Raw genomic sequence first — 20,152 nt, 5'->3', positions numbered from 1 at the left:
TTTTTATTTTTTTGTCAAAAAGAGGTTGGATTTTTCCAGCCTCTTTTTAGTTTGGGCTCGAATAGAAAAAAATAAGAGAAGTCTAAAAAACTTTGAACTTTAAACTTTTTAACTTTAACCGTTTATCTTATATTTGCAACTCCAAAAAAAACAATACTATGTTTGATAATTTAAGCGAAAAATTAGATAAAGCTTTTCATATACTAAAAGGTCACGGTAAAATTACCGAAGTAAATGTTGCCGATACTTTGAAAGAAGTGCGTCGTGCGCTGTTGGATGCCGATGTGAACTTTAAAATTGCCAAAGATTTTACTGCCAGAGTAAAAGACAAAGCCATAGGTCAGGACGTGTTAACTACTTTACAACCAGGACAGTTGTTAGTAAAGTTGGTTAAAGATGAGTTGACTGAATTAATGGGAGGTGATGTAGCAGGAATTAATTTGCAAGGAACTCCCTCTATAATTTTGATGTCTGGTTTACAAGGTTCTGGAAAAACTACTTTTTCTGGAAAATTGGCTAATTATCTTCAAACAAAAAAGAATAAAAAACCACTTTTGGTTGCCTGTGATATCTACCGTCCAGCGGCTATTCAGCAGTTGTATGTTGTAGGAGATGCTATTGGTGTTGAAGTATATTCAGAACCAGAGAATAAAAACCCAGTTGAAATTGCACAAAATGCAATTAAGCATGCTAAAGAAAATGGTTTTAATGTAGTAATTGTCGATACTGCGGGACGTTTAGCAGTGGATCAGGAAATGATGGACGAAATTGCTCGTGTTCACGCTGCAATTAAACCACAGGAAACCTTGTTTGTTGTGGATTCGATGACAGGACAAGATGCGGTAAATACTGCAAAAGCGTTTAACGATATCTTGAATTTTGATGGAGTTATTTTAACCAAATTAGATGGTGATACTCGTGGTGGAGCTGCTTTGTCTATTAAATCGGTGGTTAATAAACCAATTAAATTTGTAGGTACTGGTGAGAAAATGGAAGCTATTGATGTTTTCTATCCAGATCGTATGGCGGAACGTATCCTTGGAATGGGAGATGTTGTTTCGTTGGTAGAAAGAGCACAAGAGCAATTTAATGAAGAGGAAGCTAGAAAATTACAAAAGAAAATTGCTAAGAATGAATTTGGTTTTGATGATTTCTTAACTCAAATTCAACAAGTAAAGAAAATGGGTAACATGAAGGATTTGGTTGGGATGATACCAGGAGCTTCAAAAGCCATGAAAGATGTAGAAATCGAAGATGATGCTTTCAAGCATATTGAAGCTATCATATATTCGATGACTCCAATTGAGAGAAAAAAACCAGCTTTGATTGATGTAAAAAGAAAAGCAAGAATTGCTAAAGGTTCTGGAACTAAGATTGAGCAAGTAAATCAGTTGATGAAACAGTTTGACCAAATGAGTAAAATGATGAAAATGATGCAAGGGCCAGGTGGAAAGAACCTGATGAAAATGATGGGCGGAATGAAAGGAATGCCAGGAGGTATGCCGGGGATGAAGTAAAAAAGTATTCAGATTTTAGATTTCAGTGAGCAGTTTACAGAATTCAGATTTGAAATTACATCAAAAACAACAAACTAAAAACGATAAACAACAAACTGTTCTTATGCAAATATTAGACGGAAAAAAAACTTCGGAAGACATTAAAAAAGAAATTGCTGTCGAAGTACAACAAATGAAAGCCAATGGAGAAAAAGTTCCTCATTTAGCTGCAGTAATAGTGGGAAACAACGGAGCTAGCTTGACTTATGTAGGAAGTAAAGTGCGTTCTTGCGAGCAAATTGGTTTCGATTCTACTTTAGTGGCTTTGCCAGAAGAAACAACAGAAGGGGAATTATTAGCAAAAATCAAAGAATTGAATGAAGATGATAATTTAGATGGTTATATCGTTCAGTTGCCTTTGCCAAAACACATTGACGAAGAAAAAATATTAATGGCAATTGATCCCGATAAAGATGTTGATGGTTTTCACCCGGCTAATTTTGGAAAAATGGCTTTGGAAATGGAAACATTTTTACCAGCAACACCATTTGGAATCATGCAGTTGTTAGAAAGATACAAAGTAGAAACTTCAGGAAAACATACTGTAGTTATTGGACGTAGCCACATTGTGGGTCGACCAATGAGTATTTTAATGAGTCGCAAAGGATATCCTGGAGATTCAACAGTAACATTGACACACAGTAGAACTAAAAATTTAGAAGAATACACTAAAAATGCTGATATTATTATTACGGCTTTAGGAGTTCCAGAATTTTTAAAAGCCGATATGGTAAAAGAGGGGGTAGTTATTATTGATGTGGGAATTACTCGTGTGGATGATGCATCAAATCCTAAAGGTTATGTTATAAAAGGAGATGTTGATTTTGATGGAGTAAGCAAAAAATCATCTTTCATTACTCCCGTTCCAGGAGGAGTGGGGCCAATGACCATTGCTATGTTATTACAAAACACACTTTTGGCTAGAAAAATCAGAAGTAGAAAATAATACAATCAAAAATTATGTAGAAAGCCTTAAACGAAAGTTTAGGGCTTTTTTTATATTAAAAACGGCTTCAATTTCTAAAAAATTGAAGCCGTTTTGACTTATGTATTAACTAAAATTATTCTTTAGCTTCAATATTTTCGTTTGATTTAGCAGATGCTCTGTTAATTCTATACATGGTAGCAAATTTTATTTTGAGACCAGCAATTTTGATGTTGTTTTTTGAAGATAAACCTTCTTTTTCAACAGTATTTTTTCTGGTATCTAATGCTTCATACAATAACTTGATTTCATCCCAATTTTCTCTAGAATAAGAATCTTTGTTTTTCTCAGCAGTATTTACAAAATTTGAATAAACGTCGGCAATATTGTCTTTGTTTACCCATTCAAATTTCATATCGTCATTAACTTTTGTGGTAAAGAAACTGTTTCTAAAATTGTTTCTTACAATAGCATCTTTTTCTAGAATTACCTTTGCTTTGTATTCTTCGTATTTATTATTTGTTTTTAACATAATGGAATCCATATCCATTTTGTTTTCTAACTGATCAATAGCTTCTTGTGCTTCCGTTTTAGTTTTATCGTATTTTGCTTGGATAATTTCCCAATTTTCAGAAGTTTTTTCGGTAGCTACGTCATTTATAGAGTCCACGTACTTTTTAAAATCCTCTACTTTTTGATTAGCTAACTCTTGTTTTTCATCCTTACATGAAGTTACAATTACAGCTAGAGCAATTAATGTAAGATATCTATTTAAATTTTTCATAGTTTAATAGTTTTAATTAAAAAATGTTTTATAAAGCGAGTAACATTCAAAAAATGTAACTCGCTTATTTTTTTTACAGATTAAATCCGTATGCAAGACGCAAAGCCACTTGACCTAATCCTTTATCAGCAGTATTGTTTTCTACTGTAGGAAAATCTGGTAGGTACTCATAGCGTACACTAATATCGATGTATTTTGTAGCATAACCAATACTTGGACTAAGCAACAAAGAGGTTTGATTATGATTGTTTGTTACTGCAAAAGCAGCACCAGCTTCACCCATTAAATAGAATTGGTCCTTTAGAACAAAAGCTTTAAATCCTAATTTGGCAGGGATGTATCCTAAATCATTATTGTCTCCAGTAACAAACAAATTGTTGAAACCTGTGGTTGCTGTAAGCGAATATTGTTTTGATAAATCATATTGTAAACGCACATCACCACCAACATTTAATTTATAAGGATCTTGAAAGGGATAACCCACGGTAGCTCCTATACCTAATTTGAATTTTTGTTCGTAGGTATCATTAGGGATATCTTGGGCTACAGCTTTTGTAGTACCTAGGACTAATATAGCTAGTAAAGCTAAATTTTTAATTGCATTCTTCATTTTATAATGTATTGTATTTGAATTCTATTTTTTTTGTAAAAAGTTATGGTATGAAATAATAGAGCTTAGTTCTTCTTAGCCATTTCATTTTCTATTTTCGCTTTTCCTTCATGCAAAAAATTATTTGCAGTTTCAGAAACAGATTGGTATTTGTCTTCTAATTTTTGCATCAATTTGTCTAAATCCTTTTTTGTGTTGTCTTTAAGGGTTTTAGATTTATCAGCAATTTTTTTTCTTGTATTTTTTCCACTATTTGGCGCAAAAAGAACTCCTAAAATTGCTCCTGTTGCTAATCCGCCAATTACACCTAATATTACTTTATTTGTTTTCATAATTTTATATTTTAAGTTATTAATTATTTAAAAATGGTATTAATTAAAGTCGTCTGCCACTAATAATTCGCATCAATACTGCAATAATAGCTATTACTAATAAGATGTGTATTAAACTTCCAATGCTATAAACGAAGAATCCTAAAGCCCAGAATATAACTAATAATACTGCGACTAGATAGAGAATATTTCCCATGATTGTTTTTTTTTGATTAATAAATATTAAAGTTTGAAACCAACATACACACTCAAAGCACTATTTTTTGAGTCTGGAAATGTGTAAGTTTGACCTGCAAAAGTTCTTTCTTTACCAATGGTTTGCAATCCATAATTGTAACGAACACCTAATGAAGTTGAACCAAAATCAAGTCCAACACCAGCTGCTAAACCATAATCCCATTTGTTTAAGTCGTCGTTGTCAATGTTTTCTTCAAAATTAAAAGAACCACTGTCACTCTCATTAGTAGCTTGTCCGTCTATTAAATATGCGGCATAAGGACCAAAATGAACATTGAAATTAGGTGTTACATTAAGTTTTAATAAAACGGGCATTTCTAAATAGTTCAGCTTTAATTTTGTTGTTCCTGATGCAAAAGCATTGTCATAAACTAATTCAGATCCTTTTCTAGAAAAGTTAAGCTCAGGTTGGATCGATACTGCCGAAGTAACAGGCAAATTAACAAATAAACCTGCGTTGAAGCTGGTTAAAACATTGTTATCATCAACGTCTTCAGTATAAAGGTTAGTAAAGTTAACTCCACCTTTAATACCTATGGAAGGACTCAGTTCCTGTGCTTTAGTAAAGCTTACAAATGATAGGCAAACAATTCCAGATAAAAATAAATTTTTCATAGTTGTATTTTTAATGATTAATTATAAAGTTTAAGTAGTTCCTAGGCTACGGTACAAAGTTGCAACAACTCTGAATCATATTTATTACAGTATATTTTTAGAGTTTTATAAAATTTCCATATTCTAGTAAAATAAAAAAACACCTTATAAAAGGTGTTTCGTCAAATTTTATTTCTATAAATGTATTTGTAACTAAAAAAAAGTAAGTTCTGTGTTTTTCGTTCTTTAGTACTTATTCTAATCGTTTTTGTTCGGTCTTAACAATTGCTATGTTTTTTTTGATAACTGGAATTGCTTCTTCTGTTAATTTTTTTAAATCGTTGTTTTGACTGTTTAAGTTTATCTCATTATAAAGATCTAATTCCATAAGCAACGAATTCTCTAATTTTTTTAAATAAGATGTAGTGTTTATTTCTGCAATAAAATTTTTTATTAATCTGGTATCATACAAGGTGTTTGGGATGATGATAAAATTATCTTTGGCAATTTTTCGAATCTTATTTTTTAGTTGGAGATGTTTTTTTTCAATTTCTACTAAAATAGTTCTAGTTCTGTTAGACATGGTAGCTTCCTGAGCTTTTTGGGCAATAGCTACTATTTTTAAATTCGATTCTGTAATTTGAGTTAGGACAGGTTCACTTATTTTTGTATTAACAACCGTTTTTTCTCCATCGTCTATTGTTTCTATTTCTTGAATTTGTTCTATTTCTTTCGTTTTTTTATTACAGTATGTTAGCATCATACTGCAGATACAGAGCAGTATAAAAAATAAAATATAGTTTTTTAATTTTAGGGAGTTCATCATTAAGGATTTGTGCAAAAATAAATAAAATTCACTTAATTTAATTTATATGATTTTTTAATAATATTATACAATTGTTGTTTTGTAAATAGGCAAATAAATTTTGAAGGTTGCGCCTTGGTTAGGTAAACCTTTGGCAAAAATATAACCCTTATGGTTTTCAATTATTTTTTTGCAAATAGCTAATCCAACACCTGTTCCAGGAAATTCGTTTTTGTCATGTAATCTATTGAAAAGCAAAAATATTTTTTCGGCATATTTTTGTTCAAAGCCAAGTCCGTTGTCTTTGAAAGTAATTTTTATATATTCTCTTTTCGAATTGTCATTTAAAATAGGGGTTTTAGAACCTTTTACTTTAGATGAAGTTATTGTAATAACTGGATGCACATCTTTTTTTGAATATTTTAGAGAATTTCCTATAATATTGATAAAAAGCTGTTCGAGTTGAAAGGGAATACCATGAACTTCATGGAGGTTTTCAAAAATTATTTCTGCTTTTTTCTCAGCAATATTTTCCGAAAGTTCACTTATAGCATTATTGGCAATGGTGTTTAAGTTGGTAATTTCGAATTTATTTTCGGAACGATTGGTTCTGGAATATTGTAATAAATCGTCAATTAAGATACGCATTCTATTAGAAGCTTCTTGAATTTTTTCAAAATACCCTTTTGTTGTTTGAGATAAACTCTCTTTTTCTCGATCCTCAATTCGAGAGATAAAAGTTTGAATTTTCCGGAGTGGTTCCTGTAGATCATGACTCGCCACATGATTGAATTCAGTTAATTCCTTGTTGTTTTGTTCTAACTCTTTATTTCTTAATTTTATTAACTGGGTTTTATGATAGTCTTCGGTAATGTCTTGAGTAGTACCTAAAACGTTTTTATGGCCTAATCGGTCAATAAATATTCTAGCAGTAGTTCTAAAATAACGTATATCGAGCGTGTCTTTTTTAATTATTCGATACCGAATCAATGGGAAACTTTCATTTTCTTCTATTTGTTCAAAAGCGTCCGAAAGAATTTCTTTGTCTTCAGGATGGATATTATCTAATAAATTTTCAAAAGTGGGTAGGTAAGATTGTGGAATGCTGCCTAACAAACGAAATTTATTATCAGAATAATTAAAAGTTCTATCTTCCAAATTAAACATCCAACTTCCGTATTTTCCAAGTATTTCGGCTTGTTTACTCGATTCGTCAAATATTTTTAATCTAATGTTTTGATTCATTAAATCTTTGTAGTTTTTAATAATGCGCAAATAACCCAAGCCTAAAATCAAAATAGAAATTAGGAAAGTGGAGAAAATAATTAAAGGAGTATTGGAGTTGTTGTTTTTATAGAGTTTTCCTTTTAAGTTCAAAAGTTTGTTTTCGGTGCTTAGCATGCTATCAATCTCCGTTCTTAAGGAATCCATAACTAATTTTCCATCTTTAAAATCAGTGTTGAATTCTTTTTTACTGGAAAAACGGTTTTTAAAAAAAGAAAAACGTTTGTCTACTAAATCATATATCCGCTTGAGTCGTTCTTGTTTTGTAGTGTCGTGTTTTACGGTATTGTTTAGAGTTTGAAAAGAATGATTAATCTTGTTTCTCGCACTTATAAATGGTTCTAAATAGAGCGAATCATTAGTAATAATATAACCGCGATGACCTGTTTCGGCGTCTTTTATATGAGAGATAAGTTGTCCTAATTCGATAGAAATCTCATAAGTGTTAATAATCGAATCACTTATTTTATCTAATTCTTTTATATGTCTGTAAGTTACAGATGCTAAAAAAATTAAAATAAAAAAAGCAATTAAAAACACAGCTCTGATAAATCCAATAGAATTAAATAACTTAGATTGAAACATAGGTTACATACGTAATAAAAAATTATCTTTATCTAATCCCGAAGTAATATATTGCCAGTTAAGGGTAACTACTTCTGATAAAACTTCTTTTAGCTTTCCAAAATGATTTGGTTTTTTTATGTAAATATTGGCACCAAGTACAAAAGTGTCTTCGATATCTTCTTCAGATGAGGAAGTCGAGTAAATGGCAATCACAATATTGTTAAACTTGGGATCGGCTTTAATTTCTTTTAAACATTCAATACCTGATTTCAAAGGCATATTTAAATCCAGGAAAATAATATTAGGCAAAATACTCTCGGGAGCATTAAGGAAATTCATTAAAGCCACACCATTATTTACAGTGTTTACAACAGTATTGATTTTTAACTCTTCAAAGGCTTCTGTAAAAAACATTCTGTCGTCTTCGTCATCATCTGCAAGTGTAATTAAGATGAAATCTTTTTGCATAGTAGGATTAGGTTTAGTTTATATTTTGATTGGTAATTTGGGTACGTTTTTTCATGATACGTTGGAATGCCGAAGGAGTAATTCCAGTAGTGTTTTTAAATTGCGAGCTTAAGTGCGCAACACTAGAATAGTTGAGCTTAAAAGCAATTTCGGTTAAAGTCAAATCATGATGAGCAATGAGTTTTTTTACATATTCAATTTTCTGAATAATGATGTAATTCTCAATTGAAGTATAGGTAACTTCCGAAAAAATATTCGAAAGATAACCATAACTATGATTTAATTTTTCGGCTAAATAAACAGAACTTTTTACCGCCGGTGCTTCATCGTTAAAAATCATTTCGATAATAGTTTCTTTTATTTTTTGAACAATAATGTTTTTCTGATTTTCAATAATTTCAAAACCATAGTCATTCAATACCGAAGCTATTTTATCATAAATAGCGGTGTCAATAGTTTCTAAAAATAAAATTTCATTATTATTAATTAGATTGTACTTAATTTTAAATACATCTAATTTTTCTTCTAATACTTTTTTGATTAGAAAATGCGTATCTGTTTTTAAAAATAACTTCAAGGTTAATATTTTTATAAGTTTTAGTAAAAGTAATAAAAGAGTTTCTTAATTAAGAATTTTTCTAAATAAGTTTTTCATCAAAAATTAAAATTTTATAGATAAACTTATCTAATTCTTATAGAAATAAGGAATGGCTTTGTAACTTTGTGTTTTGTAAAAAATAATCAATGACTACACAGCAGCTAATTGAGCAAATCAATATTAAAAAATCGTTCCTATGCGTAGGATTAGATGTCGATTTAAATAAAATTCCTCAACATTTTTTAGCATTAGAAGATCCTATTTTTGAATTTAATAAAGCAATAATTGATGCAACTCATGATCTAGCCGTTGCTTACAAACCCAATACTGCTTTTTTTGAAGCTTATGGAATAAAAGGTTGGAGGTCTTTGCAAAAAACGATCAATTACATCAACGAAAATTATCCTGATGTTTTTACCATTGCTGATGCTAAACGAGGTGACATAGGAAATACTTCTTCCATGTATGCCAAAGCTTTTTTTGAAGATTTGAATTTTGATAGTATTACTGTTGCTCCATATATGGGAAAAGATTCAGTAGAACCTTTTTTAGCTTTCGAAAACAAACATACCATAATGTTAGCCTTAACTTCTAATGAAGGGGCTTTTGATTTCCAAACGCTTGATACGGACGGGAAAGAATTGTACAAACGTGTTTTAGAAACTTCTAAAACATGGAAAAACAGTGAGAATTTAATGTATGTGGTAGGAGCAACCAAAGCAGAATATTTTACCGAAATCAGAAAAATAGTTCCCGATAGTTTTTTACTAGTTCCCGGTGTTGGCGCTCAAGGCGGAAGTTTATCTGAAGTTTGCAAATACGGTATGAATGCTAATGTAGGATTGCTGATTAATTCGTCCAGAGGAATTATTTACGCTTCTAAAGACGTTGATTTTGCAGACAAAGCGCGAGAAGAAGCTTTGAAAATCCAACAAGAAATGGCAGCAATATTGGAATCTAAATAATAAAAATTAGTTTTTTTAATTCATATAGAACCATTAAGAAGCAATGCTTTTTAGTGGTTTTTTTATTCAAATTTTAAATTGAATCTATTGGAGCAGTACTCATTAATCGACAATATTGGAATCTTACATACTTTTGATAAAGTGCCACAACGTATTATTTCCTTAGTTCCTTCGCAAACCGAATTGTTGGTGGATTTAGGTTTAGAGTCAAAAATTGTGGGGATTACGAAATTTTGTATTCATCCAGAAAAGTTAATAACTAAAAAAGCAATTGTTGGAGGAACAAAAAAAGTAGATTATAATAAAATTAAAGCGCTGACTCCCGATATTGTTATTTGCAACAAAGAAGAAAATACTTTAGAAATAGTAGAAAATCTTCGCCTGATATGCAGCGTTTGGGTAACTGATATTGTTACCATTGAAGATAATTTAAAAATGATAAGCGATTTTGGTCATCTGTTTGATTGTACTCGAGAAGCCCAGCAATGGAATGCCAGTTTAGTTTTTGCTTTGAGCGATTTTAAGCAATTTATCGACAGAAAACCAATTCGGAAAGTAGCTTATTTTATTTGGAAAAATCCCTATATGGTTGCGGGTTCCAACAATTTTATTAATGAATTATTGCAATTAAACCGTTTTGAGAATGTTTTTGCAAACCTATCCAGATATCCTGTGATTGATCTTCAGGAAATAAATACAGTAGATGATTTAGATTTGGTACTACTCTCTTCAGAACCGTATCCTTTCAAAGAGAAAGAGGCATTAGAAATGACTCATTTTTGTAGCCTATCAAATATAATTCTAGTCGATGGAGAAATGTTTTCTTGGCATGGAAGTCGATTATTAAAAGCGTTAGATTATTTTAAAAAATTGCACCAAAACTTATAATTCACATTCTTCAAGAACCAATTCTTTTTGTTTCTTTTTTAGTTGTATTCGTTTCCTTCTGTATGATCCCAGTAAGGATTTTAAACTCGTTTTGTAGTTTCTTAATTTCAGTTGTCTCTTTCAAAAGTCCATTCATAGCAGAAATTTTTTCGCAAAGTTATGATGTTCTCACATTAAATTTCAAGTTCTTTTTATAATAAGTTTAGCTCTTTGTTTGCGAATCTAAATCTAAAAAAATAAACCTCCTAAAATCAACAGAAGTGTTGATTTTAGGAGGTTTATTTTTTCTAAATCATCTTAATAAATAAAACAAGAAAGTCCTTAAATAAAGAAGTGCTAGTATTTCAAAAATACTAGCACTGTTTTAACTAACCAAAACCAAATATAATAAATAACCAGTTCATTACATTGCAAAGATGCCACATAACGGCGGGATAAGCTGTTAAGGATATGTTATTACTTTGTTGGTTATAAGTTAACTTTTAAATATTTTTTCAATAAATAACAATATTATTTAAGAGAAAATTACAGTCTTGTTATTGTAAACCATTGTTTTACGTTCTGCATGAAGTTTTATGGCTCTAGCCAACACGCTGCGTTCTAAGTCACGTCCTTTTACAATAAAATCCTCAATAGAATGACTATGAGAAACTCGAGTGATATCTTGATCAATAATTGGTCCTTCATCTAATTCTTCGGTTACATAATGGCTTGTAGCGCCAATAATTTTAACGCCACGGGCAAAAGCCGAATGATACGGTTTCGCTCCTGGAAATGCAGGTAAAAACGAATGATGAATATTGATAATTTTATTTTTGTACAATGCTATCAAATTAGGAGTGATAATTTGCATGTATCGGGCTAGTACAATAAAATTGATATTGTATTCTTTTAATAATGCAATTTGTTGTTTCTCTCCTTCCTCCTTGATGTGTTTGTTAAAAGGAACATGATGAAAAGGAATTCCAAAACGATCGGCTACTGCTTTTAAATCTTCGTGATTACTAATAATCAACGGAATTTCTAATGGCAATTCTCCAGCGCTATATCGCCCTAAGATGTCATATAAACAGTGATCGTATTTAGAAATAAAAAGTGCCATTCTGGGTTTGTATTCTTGGGTGTAAATTTCCCATGACATATTAAATTTATCAGCTAGATTTACTTGAAAATCTTTTTTTATTAATTCTAAATCCCAGTTTTGAGTACTGAATTCACATTCTAAACGCATGAAGAAAACATTTTCATTAGCATCAACATGCTGGTCCAGATAAATGATGTTTCCTTCGATAGAAGCAATATAATTAGTTACCGAGGCGATAATTGCCTTTTGATCTTCGCAATGGATCAATATGGTTATTTTTTGCATTTTTATCATTATTTCATTCTTTCGATAATCCTGTTTTACTAACTGTTTATCGAAATTAATTCTATTATTTATGTTTTAAGAAATCAAAACTAATCTTATTTTTTTACAAAACAACTGGTTTTAAAAATGGGTTTTTATTTGTTGTCTTGCATAGCAAACACTTTCTGTAATAAAGGCGATGTTCTGGCGCTGATATTTGTTCGAATGTTTTTTTCTTCAACCGCTACCATTTTAAATACACCATTCATGGCTTGTTTTGTAACATAGTCCGTCAAATTTGGATTGACTTTAGTTACTAGTGGAATGCTGTTGTATTTAGTAATAATGTTTGTCCAGACTTTATCAGCTCCCACTTTTGTGAAAGAGTTTTGGATAACAGGATTGAATTTGCTGTATAGAGATGTCGAAGTACTATTTTCTAAATAATTGGTAGCAGAAGTGTCATTGCCTAATAAAATCCCTCTTGCATCTGCAAAAGACATGTTTTTTACCGCATCAATAAATATAGGTGTGGCCTCTTTTACGGCATCTTCGGCAGCGCGATTCATTACTTTTAAACCTTCGTCAGCTAAAGCACTTAATCCAATTCTTCTTAATCCTGTATCTACTTTTCTTAACTCTTCTGGAAGTAAGATTTTCACAACTTCGTTTCTATAAAAACCATCTGTAGTAGTTAATTTACTGACTTGCTTTGTGATACCATTATTTAAGGCTTCTTTTAGTCCGCCGGATATATCAGTCATTCCCATTGTACCTGCTTGAGGCATCTGACTGAGTACTTGTTGCATTTCGGCACAACTAAAAAGACTAAATAGGATTATAAGGGAGCATACTTTTTTCATATTATTTTTTTAAAGTTCATTTGTTTGCTGCCAAAAATACTACTTAATTCAAACAATAACATTATTTATAACAATTTGTCCTTAGTATAGTTCTATATTAGATGGTAAAGAGGTTTATTGTGTGATATATTTTTTATGCCATACTGCTTTTATGGTCTTTATTATTTAAATTTACTATTCCTATCACATTAATAATAAAAAATACGTACATTTGTTTAATGTTATACAGAAATAAATGAACAATATAAAAAATGTTTTTAGCATTAAGGATCTTGAAAATCTTTCAGGAATAAAGGCACATACTATCCGTATCTGGGAAAAAAGATATCAAATTCTTGAACCTATGAGAACTGATACAAATATTAGATTGTATGATTTATGCAATTTGCAAAAACTACTCAATATTACTTTTTTACACGATTACGGTTATAAAATTTCAAAAATAGCTTCTCTGGCTGAAACTGAAATCCCGGTACTTGTAAAACAAATTATATCTACTAAAAACTCAAAAAATCACGCTATCAATGCTTTTAAAATGGCGATGATGAATTTTGATCAACAACTTTTTTTTAACACGTACAATTGGCTGTCGGAAGAAAAATCCTTTAAAGAAATTTTTCATCAGGTGTTTATTCCACTACTGGAAGAAATTGGTTTATTGTGGCAAACTGATACTATTTCGCCCGCTCACGAGCATTTTGTAAGTTATTTGATTAGGCAAAAAATAATTTTAAATTCAGAAAAACTGCAGGTTTTACAAGCCTCTAGACAGGACAAAGTTTTTGTTTTGTCGCTACCTCTCAATGAAATTCACGAATTAGGTCTAATGTATTTGCATTATGAAATTTTGTTAGAGGGCTACAAAAGTATTTATTTAGGTGAAAGTATGCCTATTAGTAGTTTGAAAGATTTAAAAAAACATTTTGATTCCATTGTTTATGTTTCTTGTTTGACAGTAAAACCGGATAGAGATGAAGTCAATGATTACGTTCAAGAAATGGTGGATGAATTATTAGATGATTCGACTGAATTATGGTTTACTGGAAGGTTAGTTTCAGATATTAAATCAGAATCACTTTTAAAGAAGATATCTGTTTTTAATTCAATAGCAGAATTAACAGTTAGGCTGTAATTTTGTTTAATAATTTTATATATTTGTTAAACAAATGAAAAGAAAAATTACAATTATAGGTTCAGGGTTCTCTGCGTTGTCAGCAGCTTGTTATTTAGCAAAAAGCGGATACGAAGTTTTAGTTTTTGAAAAGAACGAAACAATAGGAGGTAGGGCGAGACAATTGAAAAAAGATGGTTTTACATTTGATATGGGACCGAGTTGGTATTGGATGCCAGATGTTTTTGATCGTTTTTTTGCCGATTTTGGAAAGAAAACATCAGATTATTATGAGCTTATAAAATTGTCACCCGCTTATCGTGTGTATTTTGGAGTGAATGAATTTATAGCTATTGCTGATAATCTAGATGAAATAGTTGCAACTTTTGAAGCTATTGAAAAAGGGAGTGGTACAACACTTCGTGATTTTATGGCTGAAGCCAAAAGCAATTATGATATTGCTATAAAGGATTTAGTGTATCGCCCTGGAGTTTCTCCGTTAGAATTAGTTACGTTTGAAACGACAAAGAAAATTGGTCAGTTTTTTAGCAATATCAGTAGAGATGTCCGCAAGAAATTTAAGAATGAAAAGTTAATTCAAATTTTAGAATTTCCAGTTTTATTTCTTGGAGCCAAGCCATCTAATACGCCTTCTTTTTATAGTTTTATGAATTATGCCGATTTTGGACTTGGAACTTGGCATCCTAAAACAGGGATGTTTGATGTGGTGCGTGCTATGGAAAGTTTGGCTAGAGAATTAGGAGTACAATTTTTTATAAATTCAAATATTGAAAAAATAATTGTCGAAAATAAAACAGCTAAAGCTATTGTTGTAAATGGAAAAAGAATCGAATCAGATTTGATTTTAAGTGGTGCTGATTACCATCATACCGAAACCCTATTAGAGAAAGAATATCGTCAATATGATGAAAAATATTGGAGCACTAGGGTGTTTGCGCCTTCGTCTTTGTTATTTTATATTGGTTTCAACAAAAAAATAAACAATATTTCGCATCATGCTCTGTTTTTTGACACCGACTTTAATCAGCATGCTAAAGATATTTATGATGAGCCTAAATGGCCATCCGAGCCATTGTTTTATGCTAATTTCCCTTCGTTGACAGATAAAACAGCTGCGCCAGAAGGCATGGAATCAGCATTCTTTTTAGTGCCACTAGCGCCCGGAATTAATGATTCAGAAGCGTTGAGATTGAGCTACTTTGATAAAATAATATCGCGTTTTGAAACTATTACGCAACAGAAAGTAAAAGAAAATATTATATTTAAACAATCATTCTGTAAAAACGATTTTGTCGAAGAATACAATTCTTACAAAGGAAACGCATACGGAATGGCAAATACATTATTACAAACTGCTTTTTTAAGACCAAAACTAAAAAGTAAAAAAGTTCGAAATTTATTTTTCACAGGACAGCTAACCGTACCAGGACCGGGAGTTCCTCCGGCATTGATTTCTGGAAAGTTAGTATCTAATTTAATAGACAAACAATTTCTAAAAGTATAGTTTATGAAACAACTATTTGACGATGTTTCCTTTAAATGTAGTAAGTTAGTTACTAAGGATTACAGTACTTCATTTTCATTGGCGGTATATATGCTTTCGCCGAGTATTAGAGATGCCATTTATAGTATCTACGGTTTTGTACGTTTTGCTGACGAAATTGTAGATTCTTTTCATGGTTTTGACAAAGAAAATTTGATTAATGATTTCGAAACCGATTATTACAAAGCATACCATTCTGGAATTAGTTTGAATCCTATTTTGAATTCGTTTCAAAAAACGGTAAAAAAATACAATATATCAGACGATTTGATTCAGGCTTTTTTGAAAAGTATGAAAATGGATTTAGTCAAGTTAGATTATAATTCTAAAAGTGAATATGAAGAATACATTTACGGTTCGGCTGATGTAGTAGGACTTATGTGCTTAAAAGTGTTTGTGGATGGAAAAGACAGTAAATACGAGGCTTTGAAAGACGAAGCCATGCGATTGGGTTCTGCTTTTCAAAAAGTAAATTTTCTACGCGATCTTAAAGATGATAACTTGATTTTAAATCGAAATTATTTTCCTGGTGTAGATTTGAATTCTTTTGATGAAAAATCTAAAGAAATGATTATCAATGAAATAAACGAAGATTTCAGGGTGGCCTATCAAGGTATTGTTAAACTGCCTATTGAAGCTAAGTTTGGCGTTTACACCGCCTATGTATATTACAAAAAATTGCTAAAAAAATTAGAAAATACGCCATGTAAGGAAATAGGAAGTACCAGAATACGAGTTTCTAATTATACTAAAGCTACACTTTTAGCACAGTCGTTTGTTACTTATAAATTGCGATTGGTTCAATAATTTAAAAATTTAAAAAAGCAAAAAAATGATTTCATTTTTGATTACTATAGGTGTTTTTATAATCATGGAGGGAGTTACTTGGTTAACTCATAAATACTTGATGCACGGACTAATGTGGTATTTCCATGCCGATCATCATCAACCTAAATACGAGCATGTTTTTGAACGAAATGATATCTTTTTTGTCATTTTCGCAATACCTAGTATTACATTGTTTTATTATGGTGTCGAAGGAGGTTTGAATTATTTATTTTTCATAGGATTAGGTATTATGCTTTATGGTTTATGTTATTTTATGATTCATGACGTCTTAATTCATCAACGTTTTAAGTGGTTTAAGAATACTAAAAACAAATATCTTATAGGTTTGCGTAAAGCTCATAAAGTGCACCACAAGCACCTTGGTAAAGAAGATGGCGAATGTTTTGGGATGCTTTTTGTACCCTTTAAATACTATAAAATATAATCTTTTTCGACCATCAAGTTTCCTCTAACACAAACTAATTTAAATCACCAAATGAAAGTATATTCTAAACAAACAGTTCAACATGTAAACGCTACGCTTGAAGAATGTTGGGCTTTTTTTTCTAGTCCACGTAACTTACAAAAAATAACTCCCGAGACAATGGGATTTCAGATTACAGATTTTGATGAGAAAAACATGTATGCTGGACAAATTATTCAATACAAAGTTTCCCCACTTTTAGGAATCAAATTGCCTTGGGTTACCGAAATTACTTTTGTTAAAGAAAATAGTTATTTTATTGACGAACAGCGTTTTGGACCTTATGTTTTGTGGCATCACAAGCATTTTTTTGAAACCACTCAAAATGGAGTTAAAATGACTGATTTAGTTCATTATGCTTTGCCTTTGGGTTTTATTGGTCGCATTATGAATACTTTGATTGTAAAAAATAAACTCAAAGAAATTTTTGAATACCGAGAGAAAAAAGTAAACGAATTATTTAACGCTAAGTAATGACAAAGTTTGCTGTTTCCTTTTTTTGGTTCAGACGTGATTTGAGGCTTCAGGACAATATTGGGTTGTTTCATGCTTTGCAATCAAAATACCCCGTAATTCCTCTGTTTATTTTTGATGATGCTATTCTAGATTCTTTGCCTAAAAATGATGCTAGAGTTGGTTTTATTCACGATTCTTTGGCACAAATTAATATAGCACTTCATAAAAGTGGGAGTTCTTTATTGGTCAAAAAAGGAAAAACACAAGACATTTGGCAAGAATTAATTACTCAATTTGACGTCAAAGAAGTTTTTTTTAATAAAGATTATGAACCTTATGCCATTCTAAGAGACGAATCTATTTGTCAAATATTTGAGAACAACAATACGATTAGTTTTTCTTTCAAAGACCAAGTGATTTTTGAGGAAAAAGAAATTACTAAAGAGGATGGTTTGCCTTATACCGTTTATACACCATACAAAAATAAGTGGTTAGCGGCTTACAACAAAGAGACTGTTTTAGAATATGATACTACAATTTATTATTCTAATTTTTTTAAAAGTCATTTTCCTTTCCCTTCTTTAGAACAAATTGGTTTTGTCGAAAGTAAAATAAAAGTAAAACCGTATTCTTTTAAAGGAATTACAACCTATCAGGATACTCGAGATTTTCCAGCTGTGGATGCTACTTCATATCTTTCTCCACATTTGCGTTTTGGTACAGTAAGTATTCGTGAAATGGTAGGTTTTGCAGCCCAAAATAATGCAGTTTTTTTGAGTGAATTAATTTGGAGAGAGTTTTTTATGCAAATTTTGTATCATTTTCCTAAAGTAATGACTCAAAATTTTAAATCAGCTTACGATGGAATTCAGTGGCGTAATAACGAAGAAGATTTTAAACGCTGGTGTTCCGGAACAACTGGTTATCCTATGGTCGATGCAGGTATGCGTCAATTGAATGAAACGGGTTACATGCACAATCGGGTTCGAATGGTGGTGGCTAGTTTTTTATGCAAGCATTTGTTAATTCAATGGCAATGGGGAGAAGCCTATTTTGCCGAAAAATTATTGGATTATGATTTGTCTGCCAATGTAGGAAATTGGCAATGGGCCGCAGGAACAGGTTGCGATGCTGCGCCTTATTTCCGCGTTTTTAATCCTGATATTCAATTGAAAAAATTTGACGAAAAAGGACAATACATTCGAAAATGGATTCCCGAATTTGATTTGGGTTACGGAAAGCCTATGGTCGATCATGCTATGGCTCGAGATCGAGCGATTGCTACTTATAAAGCAGGGATTTTGAAGTAAATGTTTTGCGATATTTTTAGACCATTAAGGGATTTAAGAAAATTAAGCCTATAGAACTTAATATGTTTTGAAAAATTAGCGAATCAATTTCTCTAACATTCCCTTAAAAATAAAGCCATGAAATGGCAAAACTGAATACCAATATAATTTGCCCCAAATTCCTCTTGGTCTAAAAGTAGCCGATTGATAAAGGGTGTTTTTTATAATTTTGAATTCTAGCCATGCTTCTCCTGGTAATTTCATTTCGGCAAAAAGCACTAATTTCCCCTTTTCTTTATCAGCATACAATACCCTCCAAAAATCCAGAACATCTCCCGACCGAATACTGTGTTGGTTAGTTCGGCCACGTCTTAATCCAACGCCACCAAATAGTTTATCTACAAAACCTCTTATGCTCCATAACCAATCGCCATAATACCAGCCGGTTTCTCCACCAATGGACCAGATGCGCTCAATTGTGAATTCCCGGTTCTCAATTTCCATTTTTCTTCTATCGATAAAACAATCTTTTTTGGGTACTTTAAGGAAATCTGAAAGATTATTTTCGAATCGTCCACTAATGAGGGAATCTTTCCAGCTTGATGCTACTTGATCTTCTTCAACTTTTACTAAAGCCCTAGACAAGGCTTGTTCATAGGACATTGGTTCAATATGTAGCAGTTGGTTTATTTTGTTGTCTTTACAAATAACTTCTACTTTCATGCTACTTACTAATGCAGCGGCCAGTTTGTATGATGTTGAAGTAACAAAGTACAACCAATACGAAGATAATTTGGGTGTCATTATTGGAACCGTAATAATCCATCTTTTTAGATTTTTAGCTTTGGCGAAAGCCAAAAGCATTTCTTTATACGTAAGAATATCAGGGCCGCCAATATCAAAACTTTGATGATATGTAAGTGGATTCAATAAAGATTTAGATAGAAAATCCAACACATCATTGATAGCAATGGGTTGGCATTTAGTATTCAGCCATTTTGGGGTAATCATAACAGGAAGTTTGTTCACTAAATCCCGAATGATTTCGAAAGAAGCACTGCCAGAACCCACAATAATTCCAGCTCTTAGGGTTGTGGTGGCGTATTTCCCAGTATTCAAAATGGTTTCTACGGCTTTTCGGGAAGATAAATGTTTGGATAACGATTGGTCGTTTACAATTCCGCTCAAATAAATAACTTGTTTAGCAGATGTTTGATTGACTCTTTCGACAAAATTTTTAGCCGAAAGACTTTCTAATTCATCATAATTAGAAGCAGCGCCGGACATGGAATGTATTAGATAATAAGCCGCATCAATGTTGTTTGGTATGGCACTTAAACTTTGATTATTTAAGAAGTCAACTTCAATCACGTTGACGTTATTTTCAAATTCCTTGGGGCAATAAAACCGATTTTTATCTCTTACGCAACAAATAACCTCGTGTCCCTGTGTTACTAAAATGGGCAGAAGTCGTTTTCCTATGTAGCCTGTTGCACCTGTTAAGAGAATTTTCATGTTTTTTAATTATAGTTAAGTCGTTGGGTAAAATTATCAAAAATTTCAGTTTGAATGTTTTTTGTGCAATGGAATGAAGCA

22 protein-coding genes are annotated in these 20,152 nt (G+C 31.5%); 10 read left to right on the top strand and 12 right to left on the bottom strand.

Annotation, left to right across the window (positions count from 1 at the left end; all coding sequences use genetic code 11):
- Window positions 1-158 precede the first annotated feature (158 nt).
- Window positions 159-1,517 (top strand): signal recognition particle protein, encoded by a 1,359-nt coding sequence (ffh, locus tag AAGV28_RS02605; protein WP_373391014.1) that lies wholly within the window; start codon window positions 159-161, stop codon window positions 1,515-1,517.
- A 103-nt stretch (window positions 1,518-1,620) separates the two neighbouring features.
- The gene (locus AAGV28_RS02600; protein WP_373391013.1) at window positions 1,621-2,502 is read left to right on the top strand and encodes a bifunctional 5,10-methylenetetrahydrofolate dehydrogenase/5,10-methenyltetrahydrofolate cyclohydrolase; all 882 of its coding nucleotides are present in this window, start codon (window positions 1,621-1,623) and stop codon (window positions 2,500-2,502) included.
- Between the two features lie 115 nt (window positions 2,503-2,617).
- On the opposite strand, the gene AAGV28_RS02595 is transcribed toward AAGV28_RS02600, so the two are convergent.
- The 9 genes from AAGV28_RS02595 to AAGV28_RS02555 all read right to left on the bottom strand — a co-directional run bounded on the left by AAGV28_RS02595 (window position 2,618) and on the right by AAGV28_RS02555 (window position 8,739).
- A complete protein-coding gene (locus AAGV28_RS02595) occupies window positions 2,618-3,265 on the bottom strand; it encodes a DUF6565 domain-containing protein (protein ID WP_373405270.1) in 648 nt (215 codons plus the stop codon).
- A gap of 73 nt (window positions 3,266-3,338) precedes the next feature.
- The gene (locus AAGV28_RS02590; protein ID WP_373405269.1) at window positions 3,339-3,875 is read right to left on the bottom strand and encodes a hypothetical protein; all 537 of its coding nucleotides are present in this window, start codon (window positions 3,873-3,875) and stop codon (window positions 3,339-3,341) included.
- Window positions 3,876-3,940: 65 nt separating this feature from the next.
- Complete coding sequence (locus AAGV28_RS02585) at window positions 3,941-4,207, bottom strand: YtxH domain-containing protein (protein WP_373405268.1); 267 nt, start codon at window positions 4,205-4,207, stop codon at window positions 3,941-3,943.
- 43 nt (window positions 4,208-4,250) lie between these two features.
- Window positions 4,251-4,403 carry a lmo0937 family membrane protein gene (locus AAGV28_RS02580; protein ID WP_373405267.1) on the bottom strand — a complete coding sequence of 51 codons (153 nt, stop codon included), beginning with the start codon at window positions 4,401-4,403 and terminating at the stop codon, window positions 4,251-4,253.
- Between the two features lie 26 nt (window positions 4,404-4,429).
- Window positions 4,430-5,059, bottom strand: a complete 630-nt coding sequence (locus tag AAGV28_RS02575; RefSeq protein WP_373405266.1) for a porin family protein — start codon at window positions 5,057-5,059, stop codon at window positions 4,430-4,432.
- Between the two features lie 232 nt (window positions 5,060-5,291).
- On the bottom strand, window positions 5,292-5,801 hold the full coding sequence (locus AAGV28_RS02570; protein WP_373405265.1) for a hypothetical protein: 510 nt from the start codon (window positions 5,799-5,801) through the stop codon (window positions 5,292-5,294).
- A gap of 126 nt (window positions 5,802-5,927) precedes the next feature.
- On the bottom strand, window positions 5,928-7,712 hold the full coding sequence (locus tag AAGV28_RS02565) for a sensor histidine kinase (protein WP_373405264.1): 1,785 nt from the start codon (window positions 7,710-7,712) through the stop codon (window positions 5,928-5,930).
- Between the two features lie 3 nt (window positions 7,713-7,715).
- The gene (locus AAGV28_RS02560) at window positions 7,716-8,162 is read right to left on the bottom strand and encodes a response regulator (protein ID WP_373405263.1); all 447 of its coding nucleotides are present in this window, start codon (window positions 8,160-8,162) and stop codon (window positions 7,716-7,718) included.
- A 13-nt stretch (window positions 8,163-8,175) separates the two neighbouring features.
- Window positions 8,176-8,739, bottom strand: a complete 564-nt coding sequence (locus AAGV28_RS02555) for a helix-turn-helix domain-containing protein (protein WP_373405262.1) — start codon at window positions 8,737-8,739, stop codon at window positions 8,176-8,178.
- Between the two features lie 167 nt (window positions 8,740-8,906).
- Here AAGV28_RS02555 and pyrF point away from each other — a divergent pair, with 167 nt between their 5' ends.
- Both pyrF and AAGV28_RS02545 read left to right on the top strand, forming a co-directional pair.
- Window positions 8,907-9,725, top strand: a complete 819-nt coding sequence (pyrF, locus tag AAGV28_RS02550; RefSeq protein WP_373405261.1) for an orotidine-5'-phosphate decarboxylase — start codon at window positions 8,907-8,909, stop codon at window positions 9,723-9,725.
- Window positions 9,726-9,812: 87 nt separating this feature from the next.
- Window positions 9,813-10,613, top strand: a complete 801-nt coding sequence (locus tag AAGV28_RS02545) for an ABC transporter substrate-binding protein (RefSeq protein ID WP_373405260.1) — start codon at window positions 9,813-9,815, stop codon at window positions 10,611-10,613.
- A gap of 514 nt (window positions 10,614-11,127) precedes the next feature.
- On the opposite strand, the gene purU is transcribed toward AAGV28_RS02545, so the two are convergent.
- Together purU and AAGV28_RS02535 are read right to left on the bottom strand one after the other, a co-directional pair.
- The gene (purU, locus tag AAGV28_RS02540; protein WP_373405259.1) at window positions 11,128-11,982 is read right to left on the bottom strand and encodes a formyltetrahydrofolate deformylase; all 855 of its coding nucleotides are present in this window, start codon (window positions 11,980-11,982) and stop codon (window positions 11,128-11,130) included.
- 134 nt (window positions 11,983-12,116) lie between these two features.
- Window positions 12,117-12,824, bottom strand: a complete 708-nt coding sequence (locus AAGV28_RS02535) for a DUF4197 domain-containing protein (RefSeq protein WP_373405258.1) — start codon at window positions 12,822-12,824, stop codon at window positions 12,117-12,119.
- A gap of 235 nt (window positions 12,825-13,059) precedes the next feature.
- On the opposite strand from AAGV28_RS02535, the gene AAGV28_RS02530 reads away from it, so the two are divergent.
- The 6 genes from AAGV28_RS02530 to AAGV28_RS02505 are packed head-to-tail and all read left to right on the top strand — an operon-like array spanning window position 13,060 to window position 18,577.
- On the top strand, window positions 13,060-13,956 hold the full coding sequence (locus AAGV28_RS02530; RefSeq protein ID WP_373405257.1) for a MerR family transcriptional regulator: 897 nt from the start codon (window positions 13,060-13,062) through the stop codon (window positions 13,954-13,956).
- Between the two features lie 34 nt (window positions 13,957-13,990).
- The gene (locus tag AAGV28_RS02525) at window positions 13,991-15,460 is read left to right on the top strand and encodes a phytoene desaturase family protein (RefSeq protein ID WP_373405256.1); all 1,470 of its coding nucleotides are present in this window, start codon (window positions 13,991-13,993) and stop codon (window positions 15,458-15,460) included.
- Window positions 15,461-15,463: 3 nt separating this feature from the next.
- Window positions 15,464-16,306, top strand: a complete 843-nt coding sequence (locus AAGV28_RS02520) for a phytoene/squalene synthase family protein (protein ID WP_373405255.1) — start codon at window positions 15,464-15,466, stop codon at window positions 16,304-16,306.
- Between the two features lie 25 nt (window positions 16,307-16,331).
- Window positions 16,332-16,772, top strand: a complete 441-nt coding sequence (locus tag AAGV28_RS02515; RefSeq protein ID WP_373405254.1) for a sterol desaturase family protein — start codon at window positions 16,332-16,334, stop codon at window positions 16,770-16,772.
- Between the two features lie 51 nt (window positions 16,773-16,823).
- The gene (locus AAGV28_RS02510) at window positions 16,824-17,285 is read left to right on the top strand and encodes an SRPBCC family protein (protein ID WP_373405253.1); all 462 of its coding nucleotides are present in this window, start codon (window positions 16,824-16,826) and stop codon (window positions 17,283-17,285) included.
- Window positions 17,285-18,577 carry a cryptochrome/photolyase family protein gene (locus AAGV28_RS02505; RefSeq protein ID WP_373405252.1) on the top strand — a complete coding sequence of 431 codons (1,293 nt, stop codon included), beginning with the start codon at window positions 17,285-17,287 and terminating at the stop codon, window positions 18,575-18,577. Before AAGV28_RS02510 ends, AAGV28_RS02505 begins: the two co-directional genes overlap by 1 nt.
- 75 nt (window positions 18,578-18,652) lie before the next feature.
- Here AAGV28_RS02505 and AAGV28_RS02500 read toward each other — a convergent pair whose 3' ends face one another.
- Window positions 18,653-20,071, bottom strand: a complete 1,419-nt coding sequence (locus tag AAGV28_RS02500; RefSeq protein ID WP_373405251.1) for an SDR family oxidoreductase — start codon at window positions 20,069-20,071, stop codon at window positions 18,653-18,655.
- Between the last annotated feature and the right edge of the window lie 81 nt (window positions 20,072-20,152).

This window comes from Flavobacterium zubiriense (genome assembly GCF_041729725.1).
Lineage (GTDB): Bacteria > Bacteroidota > Bacteroidia > Flavobacteriales > Flavobacteriaceae > Flavobacterium > Flavobacterium zubiriense.
Note: the sequence above shows the minus strand (reverse complement) of the source record. Positions and strands in the feature narration are given on the sequence as shown.

What these genes read in the sequence shown, in the direction of transcription:
- ffh (WP_373391014.1), top strand. Translation starts at nt 159, where the DNA reads ATGTTTGATAATTTAAGCGAAAAATTAGATAAAGCTTTTCATATACTA.
- AAGV28_RS02600 (WP_373391013.1), top strand. Translation starts at nt 1,621, where the DNA reads ATGCAAATATTAGACGGAAAAAAAACTTCGGAAGACATTAAAAAAGAA.
- AAGV28_RS02595 (WP_373405270.1), bottom strand. Translation starts at nt 3,265, where the DNA reads ATGAAAAATTTAAATAGATATCTTACATTAATTGCTCTAGCTGTAATT.
- AAGV28_RS02590 (WP_373405269.1), bottom strand. Translation starts at nt 3,875, where the DNA reads ATGAAGAATGCAATTAAAAATTTAGCTTTACTAGCTATATTAGTCCTA.
- AAGV28_RS02585 (WP_373405268.1), bottom strand. Translation starts at nt 4,207, where the DNA reads ATGAAAACAAATAAAGTAATATTAGGTGTAATTGGCGGATTAGCAACA.
- AAGV28_RS02580 (WP_373405267.1), bottom strand. Translation starts at nt 4,403, where the DNA reads ATGGGAAATATTCTCTATCTAGTCGCAGTATTATTAGTTATATTCTGG.
- AAGV28_RS02575 (WP_373405266.1), bottom strand. Translation starts at nt 5,059, where the DNA reads ATGAAAAATTTATTTTTATCTGGAATTGTTTGCCTATCATTTGTAAGC.
- AAGV28_RS02570 (WP_373405265.1), bottom strand. Translation starts at nt 5,801, where the DNA reads ATGATGCTAACATACTGTAATAAAAAAACGAAAGAAATAGAACAAATT.
- AAGV28_RS02565 (WP_373405264.1), bottom strand. Translation starts at nt 7,712, where the DNA reads ATGTTTCAATCTAAGTTATTTAATTCTATTGGATTTATCAGAGCTGTG.
- AAGV28_RS02560 (WP_373405263.1), bottom strand. Translation starts at nt 8,162, where the DNA reads ATGCAAAAAGATTTCATCTTAATTACACTTGCAGATGATGACGAAGAC.
- pyrF (WP_373405261.1), top strand. Translation starts at nt 8,907, where the DNA reads ATGACTACACAGCAGCTAATTGAGCAAATCAATATTAAAAAATCGTTC.
- purU (WP_373405259.1), bottom strand. Translation starts at nt 11,982, where the DNA reads ATGCAAAAAATAACCATATTGATCCATTGCGAAGATCAAAAGGCAATT.
- AAGV28_RS02535 (WP_373405258.1), bottom strand. Translation starts at nt 12,824, where the DNA reads ATGAAAAAAGTATGCTCCCTTATAATCCTATTTAGTCTTTTTAGTTGT.
- AAGV28_RS02530 (WP_373405257.1), top strand. Translation starts at nt 13,060, where the DNA reads ATGAACAATATAAAAAATGTTTTTAGCATTAAGGATCTTGAAAATCTT.
- AAGV28_RS02525 (WP_373405256.1), top strand. Translation starts at nt 13,991, where the DNA reads ATGAAAAGAAAAATTACAATTATAGGTTCAGGGTTCTCTGCGTTGTCA.
- AAGV28_RS02520 (WP_373405255.1), top strand. Translation starts at nt 15,464, where the DNA reads ATGAAACAACTATTTGACGATGTTTCCTTTAAATGTAGTAAGTTAGTT.
- AAGV28_RS02515 (WP_373405254.1), top strand. Translation starts at nt 16,332, where the DNA reads ATGATTTCATTTTTGATTACTATAGGTGTTTTTATAATCATGGAGGGA.
- AAGV28_RS02510 (WP_373405253.1), top strand. Translation starts at nt 16,824, where the DNA reads ATGAAAGTATATTCTAAACAAACAGTTCAACATGTAAACGCTACGCTT.
- AAGV28_RS02505 (WP_373405252.1), top strand. Translation starts at nt 17,285, where the DNA reads ATGACAAAGTTTGCTGTTTCCTTTTTTTGGTTCAGACGTGATTTGAGG.
- AAGV28_RS02500 (WP_373405251.1), bottom strand. Translation starts at nt 20,071, where the DNA reads ATGAAAATTCTCTTAACAGGTGCAACAGGCTACATAGGAAAACGACTT.